The sequence below is a fragment of the Ursidibacter sp. B-7004-1 genome, assembly GCF_053654055.1.
Genome location: NZ_JBSIUP010000053.1, coordinates 1 through 7,193, shown reverse-complemented (window position 1 = coordinate 7,193; position 7,193 = coordinate 1). Strand labels below are relative to the sequence as shown.

Annotated in this window: 6 protein-coding genes; 5 read left to right on the top strand and 1 reads right to left on the bottom strand. The window is 35.4% G+C overall.

From position 1 onward, the window contains the following. Window positions 1–231: 231 nt before the first annotated feature. The 5 genes from ACWIW0_RS10975 to ACWIW0_RS10955 all read left to right on the top strand — a co-directional run bounded on the left by ACWIW0_RS10975 (window position 232) and on the right by ACWIW0_RS10955 (window position 6,134). Window positions 232–900 carry a hypothetical protein gene (locus ACWIW0_RS10975; RefSeq protein ID WP_454453343.1) on the top strand — a complete coding sequence of 223 codons (669 nt, stop codon included), beginning with the start codon at window positions 232–234 and terminating at the stop codon, window positions 898–900. Window positions 901–1,126: 226 nt separating this feature from the next. Then, window positions 1,127–2,632 carry a hypothetical protein gene (locus tag ACWIW0_RS10970; protein WP_454453342.1) on the top strand — a complete coding sequence of 502 codons (1,506 nt, stop codon included), beginning with the start codon at window positions 1,127–1,129 and terminating at the stop codon, window positions 2,630–2,632. A 117-nt stretch (window positions 2,633–2,749) separates the two neighbouring features. After that, window positions 2,750–4,237, top strand: coding sequence for a surface lipoprotein assembly modifier (locus ACWIW0_RS10965; protein WP_454453341.1), 1,488 nt, complete (start codon window positions 2,750–2,752; stop codon window positions 4,235–4,237). 232 nt (window positions 4,238–4,469) lie between these two features. Continuing rightward, window positions 4,470–5,054: a porin family protein gene (locus ACWIW0_RS10960; RefSeq protein ID WP_454453340.1), complete on the top strand. Its 585-nt coding sequence runs from the start codon at window positions 4,470–4,472 to the stop codon at window positions 5,052–5,054. Between the two features lie 69 nt (window positions 5,055–5,123). Beyond that, a complete protein-coding gene (locus ACWIW0_RS10955; RefSeq protein ID WP_454453339.1) occupies window positions 5,124–6,134 on the top strand; it encodes a YeiH family protein in 1,011 nt (336 codons plus the stop codon). A 165-nt stretch (window positions 6,135–6,299) separates the two neighbouring features. Here ACWIW0_RS10955 and ACWIW0_RS10950 read toward each other — a convergent pair whose 3' ends face one another. Then, on the bottom strand, window positions 6,300–7,064 hold the full coding sequence (locus ACWIW0_RS10950; RefSeq protein ID WP_454453338.1) for a M48 family metalloprotease: 765 nt from the start codon (window positions 7,062–7,064) through the stop codon (window positions 6,300–6,302). Window positions 7,065–7,193 lie beyond the last annotated feature (129 nt).

Here is a 7,193-nt window from a genome sequence, read left to right as displayed (position 1 = left end):
CACAGTCTTCTGTGCCTCAGACTGATGACAAACCCTAATTTGTTGTATTCAATAAACGGACACACGTAGTGTGTCCCTACACAAAAAATAAAATTTGTTATTTTTCAATCAGTTATAATTTTTCTTGTAGGGACGCACTGAGTGCGTCCGAATGAAAAAAGACTTTGTCAATAATCTGAGGCACAGTTTCTGTGCCTTTATTGTAATTTAATGTCATAGAGGGAATTTAGAATGAAAAAATCATTATTAGCTATTACATTAGGAGCAATTTTAAGCTTAACAGCGTGTGATAATGGAAAAAGTAAACTCGAAGCCGATTTAAAAGCATCTCAAGAAAAATTTGCTCAATTAGAAAAAGTAGCGAATGAAAAGCTGGTTGAGATTCAAAAAATTGCGGAAGAACATATTGCTAAAGCTCACGCAGAAGCAGATGAAAAAGTTGCTCAAGCAAAACAACAAGCAGACAAAAAAGTAGCAGAAGCAAATAAATCAGCAGAAGAGAAAATTGCACAAATTAAGCAAGAAACAGAAAAACAACTGACTGAAATGAAAAATTCAGTAGAAAGCCAAGTGGCAGAGGCAAGAAAGATTTCAGATGATAAATGGCAAGAAATGAAACAAGCTATTGAATCTAAGCTAAGCCAGCCAAAACAAGCGGTTGCAGAAGTAGTTGAAGATGCTAAGAATACTGCATCAGAAAAGAAAAGTAAGTTATCAGAAGCATTAGGTGAAGTTAAAGAGTCTTTAAACTCAACATTAAAAGATGCCAAAGAAGTGATTGCAGATAAAATGGATAGCGCAGGAAAGGTGATTCAAAATGTAGCCTCTGGGCTTAAAAGTGATACGAAAGAGGATACTAAAGCTGTAGAAAACAAAGATGAAACCAAAGCTGAAAAGTAGCTTTGGAAAGGTAAAACAGCTTAATTTGAGTATAATTTGTGCTATGTTTGAGTGTATTTTGAGTTTTGAACGTAAATAGCGATTGATCTCATTGTGATTCTTTGGTATAAATTACATCTGAAAGACTAATCGGTCTTTTGTATACAAAAGGGGAGCTATTACTAACGTAATAGCTCAAGATAATATGAGTGTCTTTACTCAGTAACTTTATATAAAGGTTAAAAATATGAACAAAAACACATTTGTTAAATTTAGCTTAACATTAGTATCAGCTGCAGTATTAGCAGCTTGTGGCTCTTCTGGCGGTAAAGGTGGTGCAGAAGCTCCTCAAGGTCCAAGTCCAGCGGAACTAGAACGACAACGTCTTGAAGCGGAGCGTATCCGTCTTGAGAATGAAAGAAAAGCAAAAATTGCTGCTATTCCTGCATCATTTGGTCACCAATTTACTCAGAAAAATACCTCTAACTTAAATGTTGGTTTTGGAACAGAAACTTCAAGCAAATCATCTGATGTAAAAGCATCAACTTATGCTCTTGATGCAAGTTTAGATACTATAGTGATTGGTGTAGAAAATTTAGAAGATGGTAAACGAAAATTAGTTTATTTAGAAGACTTTGACTTCCGTGGTAATACTGATAATACAGTTGGTCAACATACGTTAGCACATATCCATCTAATTGCAGCGGATCCTAATAACCACATCAAGGCTGGTGAAACTAAAAATGAAAATACTGCACGTACTGGTGGTAAATCAAGAACTAAGACTGAATTTAAAGGTGACGAAACTGGTACAGCTTTAGTTTTAGAAAAAGATAGACAAGTTTATCTCGCTACTGGTGCAAAAGGTACAGCTGGTGTGACTATCGCTAATAATGGTACTTTACGTAATCTTCAAGATACTGTTGCGGAGGTTTATGGTAACCGTACCTTCTTAGCAGGTGATTCTGAACAAGCACAAGGTGTAGCAGAAGGTCTTGCTAAGAATGCTGCTTTAGAAAACGCTCCATTCTTAACAGAAGATAAAAAAGCAGGAACATTAAATTTTGTTCAATATGGACGTGTTACTTCTAAATTAGATAAAATTAAAATTGCAGATGTGAGACCTGGTTTGAATATTGATGGCTTTGAGACTCACATTGCTTCATATGGTAAATATGGCGAAACTGGTACAGAGAACCATTATTTCTACCGTTCTAATTCAGCAGCTCGTGGTAATGTTGATACTAAAGCATTAATTGAAAATACTTACAAAGATGGAACTGTAAAATATAATGGTCATGCAGTAACCTATGGCTTAGATCATAGTCTTACAAATAGAGCTACTGGTGTTCCGAATGCGGTTGGCTACCATAAAGAGTTAGTAAGTGGTACTCACGTTCAAGCAACTCTTGATTTAAATAAACAAACAGTTGTTGGTAGTTTATATGATGTATGGACATTTGGGAATGGTAGTGTTAAACCAGCAGAAATCTCTAATACACTTGTTGATTTCCGTGGTGACTTAAATACGAATAACGGCGCTATTTTAGGTACTGCAGTACATAATGGTGCACAAGGGACATTCCAAGCTAACTTATTTGATCAAGTTAATGAACTAGGTGGAGCTGTTGCAAGTAATGAGAAAGATGCAAGCAAAGCTTGGGGAGCTGTATTTGGTGCAAAAGCGGTCGTTCCTAGTGTAACTTCTCCTGAAGGAGGCATTAGTGCTACAAACCAAAGTTCAGCACAATAAAAATAATCCTAGTCTAATAACTAGAAATGGTAATTGATTGTTAATTTAGAACAATCATAAATCTGATAATCAGCCCACCGTTTAGGTGGGCTGTTTTTATACAACGGAATTTATTTTATGAAAAAATTAGCTGTATATGTAGCACTGTTAAGTACAACAGTGTATGCAGAAACTATGACCACAGTAGTGGAGAGAGATCCATATCAAACTAATATCAACAATCCATCACCTTTAGAACAAAATAAATTAAAGGATGATCTATTAAGACAGCAAAAACTATCTGAAGCGAATAATGCGGAAGATAAAAGAAATGTGGTTAAATATACAGGAAAACAGCTGGTAGAAAACCCTGAAATTTTAGAAGATTTATTCCTAAGAGCGTTAATTAACCCAAATAGTGCGGCTTTGCCTACCTATATTAAATTATATAATAATGTCCCAGCCCGAGATGAATCTTTAATTGATTGGGCAAATGCGATTTTATTAAGAGATAAAAATTTAACTGATTCAGTCTCAGCTTATCGAGCATTACATACTAAATTACCTGATAATGACTTTATTCGTTTCCAATTAGCAGAAACGTTATTTTATAACCAAGAGTTTGAAGCTGCAAAAACACAATTTGAACGTTTAAGAGCCTCAGAAGGCGTATCTCCGCAAGATATTGTGGTATTTGATAATTATATTGCAGCCATTAACCGTAAAGAAGAGTGGAGTTTCTCTTTTGGTGGTACTTTCTTAAATGATAAAAATTTATCAAACTCTGCACCACAAGGAACGGTAATGACCTTACCTAATGGTGGAACACTAACCTACTCATCGCCAAGACAATCTGGGCAAGGTATTTCTGCTTGGGGGGGGGCAAGTAAACGCTGGAGTTTGAACAACGGTAAATATATTGCTTTTGACAGCAGTTTATCCACTAAATATTATTGGGATAACAAATACTATAACGATGTTAACGCCCATATTGGCTTAGGTATCGGTTATTCTAATGCGAGATTAGATTTATCATTAACCCCTTATATTGATAAACGTTGGTATGCTGGTGGGGCAAATTCAACCAAGTCACTAAAAAAATATTCTAATACTTATGGTGCCACATTTGATTTATCATATTGGTTAAATCAACGTTGGAAATATTCCTTCTCTTATGACTTTGGCTATGAAATGTATGATAGATTGGTTCAAAGTAGACAATATGATGGTGCATCTCATAGTGTATCTAATAGCATAATGTATTTACCAAGTGCTACGCAATATTGGTCATTAGCTCTTGATACAGCTAAGAAATCAGCTAAAGATGAAACTAACTCTTATGAGCGAATTGGTACAAGGCTAACTTGGGGACAAGAATGGGGTAAGGGTTTTGTGACTTCTACTACCTTAGGTGTGGGTAAACGTAATTACAAAGAAAAAACATTCTTTGGTATGAAGCAGAAAAACCAAGAATATTCTGCATCTATCTCGCTATGGAATAAAAATGTACATTTTTGGGGCTTGACACCAAGATTAACATTTAATTACTCTAAAACAGATAGTAATATTGCGATTTATTCTTACGATAAGAAACAAGTTCTTCTAAATGTAACTAAAAGTTTCTAATTCTGCTATAACAAGGCTAGTGTAATAGACAAAAGTATCGGATTTAATTATTTTAACGGTATTATGCAGCACTTGTACAAAAAACATTCTCTCACAAGCAAGTGAGAGAATATTGCGAGTGTCTGAATGAAAAGCTTTCTAATAAGCTGAAAAATGTATCCTTTAACTTGTCTTTTTTTAGATGAGCTAGTACACTAACCCCTGTTTTTTTACACTCATATGGGAGCATTTTATGAAAAAATTAGCCTTAGCAACTCTTGTTAGCTTAGTTTCAGTATCTGCATTTGCAGCACCAGTTGGTCAAACCTTTACAGGGTTTGGTGCTGGTATTGATTTAACTTCAACTAAATATGAAGATGCTAAACGTGCAACTGGAGTAGGTATCATTGCAGACTATGGTATTGACTATGGTAATAACTTTGTTGGCGTAATTGAAGGGAAAGTTAAATTCAATAGTTCTAAATTAGTTGATGTTACAGAGGTCGATGGTTCATATACTAAAGTAGATGAGAAGTGGAGAGCAAGTGTTAGCTATTTACAAGGTTATCGTGTATCTGCTGATTTCTTACCTTATGTAAAAGTAGGTTATGTAGCGACTAAATTTGAAGCAAAAGACCGAGAAGTTGGTTTTAATGGAGGTGTTGATTATTTATCTGCATCAGAAACAAGAACCGGTCTTGGATTTGGTATTGGTGCTAAGTATGCAGTATCTTCAAACTTTGAAGTTGGTGCGGAATATTTAAGAACTAATATTAAATTCGATGACGAACGAGTAAAAGGCAACACTTTCGGTGCTAATGCAACTTACCGTTTTTAATTTTTAGTTAAAATCTTATTCGATTTAAGGCATAATAGGTGGGTTCTATTATGCCTTTTTATTATAAAAATGAAAATTAACCCAAACCTACTTTCAGGGCTAACTTTAGTTGTTTTCTTAACAGCCCTTTCCTTCTATGTGTCAAAAACTGCTATTGCTATCAATTTACAACTTAGTACACTAACTATTTCAATTCTAATTGGACTCTTATTAGGCAATACATTTTATATTTATATCGAAAAAGAAACAGCACAAGGTATTCAATTTGCTAAAACTATCCTATTAAGAACAGGCATTGTGCTATATGGTTTTAGGATTACTTTACAAGATATTTATTCTGTGGGAGCTAATGCGGTAATCAGCGATGCTCTTTTATTGGTAACAACACTTTTTCTTACTTGCTGGATTGGCATTCGGTTACTGAAAATAGACAAACAAATTGTACAGCTTACTGCAGCAGGTTGTAGCATTTGTGGTGCAGCTGCTATTATGGCTACCACATCCATTGTGAAAGCAGAATCTCATAAAGTTTCGGTGGCAGTAGCACTCATTGTTATTTTTGGCACCCTTTGTATGTTTTTATACCCTATGTTTTATCCTTATTTGAATGGAGTATTAAATGAGCATCAGTTTGGGATTTATATCGGCTCAACCGTTCACGAAGTTGCTCAAGTATATGCAGCAGGTGGAAATATCAATAGCACCGTTGCAGATACTGCAGTGATTACTAAAATGATTCGAGTAATGATGCTCGCTCCATTCTTAATTGGCTTAGCTTACTATTTACAGCAAGAAAATAACGAAAAACAGAAAATTACGATTCCTTGGTTTGCGGTATTGTTTATTGCTGTTGCAGTATTTAATTCATTTGGTTTAATGCCAGAAAAAATGGTGAATGTGCTGACCCAAATTGATACATTTTTGCTAATGATGGCAATGTCAGCTTTAGGGCTAACCACACGTCTTAGTTCAATTAAACAAGCGGGAATAAAGCCTTTGCTATTAGGTGGCATTATCTGCCTATGGCTTATTGTAGGTGGATTTTTTATTAACCTAGTAATGCAATTTCTATTTAAGTAATAGATGCCAAGTTGAGTTCATCTTATAGGTTAGATTCTTGTATATTGAAGTTTTTGATATGCTCTGTTAGAGCAAACCCCAAGATAAATATCTAGAGGTTTGCAAATAGTTTGACTATTTGGAATTTCCAAAGACTTTTGTAAAAAATGAGATTTATCCTACCGCTTATTTTCTTGCGTTGTAGTATTCCATTGCTTTTGGCATTAGGCGTTGTAAATTTGCTTGGCGATCAGCATTGACTGGGTGAGTAGAAATTAGACTTTCAAGTAGTCCTCCTGAACCGCCCGTTGCTTGGCTCATTTTTACCCATACATTTGGAGCTGATTTCGGGTTGTAACCAGATTTTGCCATTAAAAATAAACCAATTTCATCGGCTTCTGTTTCTTGGCTACGAGAGAAAGGTTTGTTGGCAATTAAATCAACGCCTGTGCTAAGCAAGCCTTCTGTATTTACTCCAGTGGTTGCAGTAACTGCTACATCAGCAACAGCTCCGATAATACCTGTAATCGTACTTACGGTACGATCTGATTTACCGTGTTCTTCTAGTGCGTGAGCCATTTCGTGCCCCATTACTGTTGCAATTTCATCATCAGTAAGTTTTAATTTTTCGACTAATCCTGTATAGAACATCATTTTGCCACCAGGCATTGCCCAAGCATTGAGTTCATCAGAACGTACTACACTAATTTCCCAATTAAATGGTACGCCTGTTTTATTTTCTTTTTCTGCATAAGGTCGCATTTTATTAAATACTGCTTGAATACGTTTAGATGTTGCAGATGTGGTATCTAGTACACCTTTTGATTTCGCTTCTTGTTGTACTTGGCGATAGCTTAATGCAGCTTCTTGGTTAATGCTTTGGGTAGTGGTACAAGCAGCTAAACCTGTTGCAAGCATAATAGCTAAACCGAATTTTTTGAGTGATTTCATATTTGCATTCCGATCTAAAAATGCCAAAGGGGTTAGCTTTGGCATTTCAGTTTATTGACAAAGTGTTTTCATTCGGACGCCAAGCGTGGCGTCCCTACAAAGAAAAAATATAACCAATTGAAAAATAAA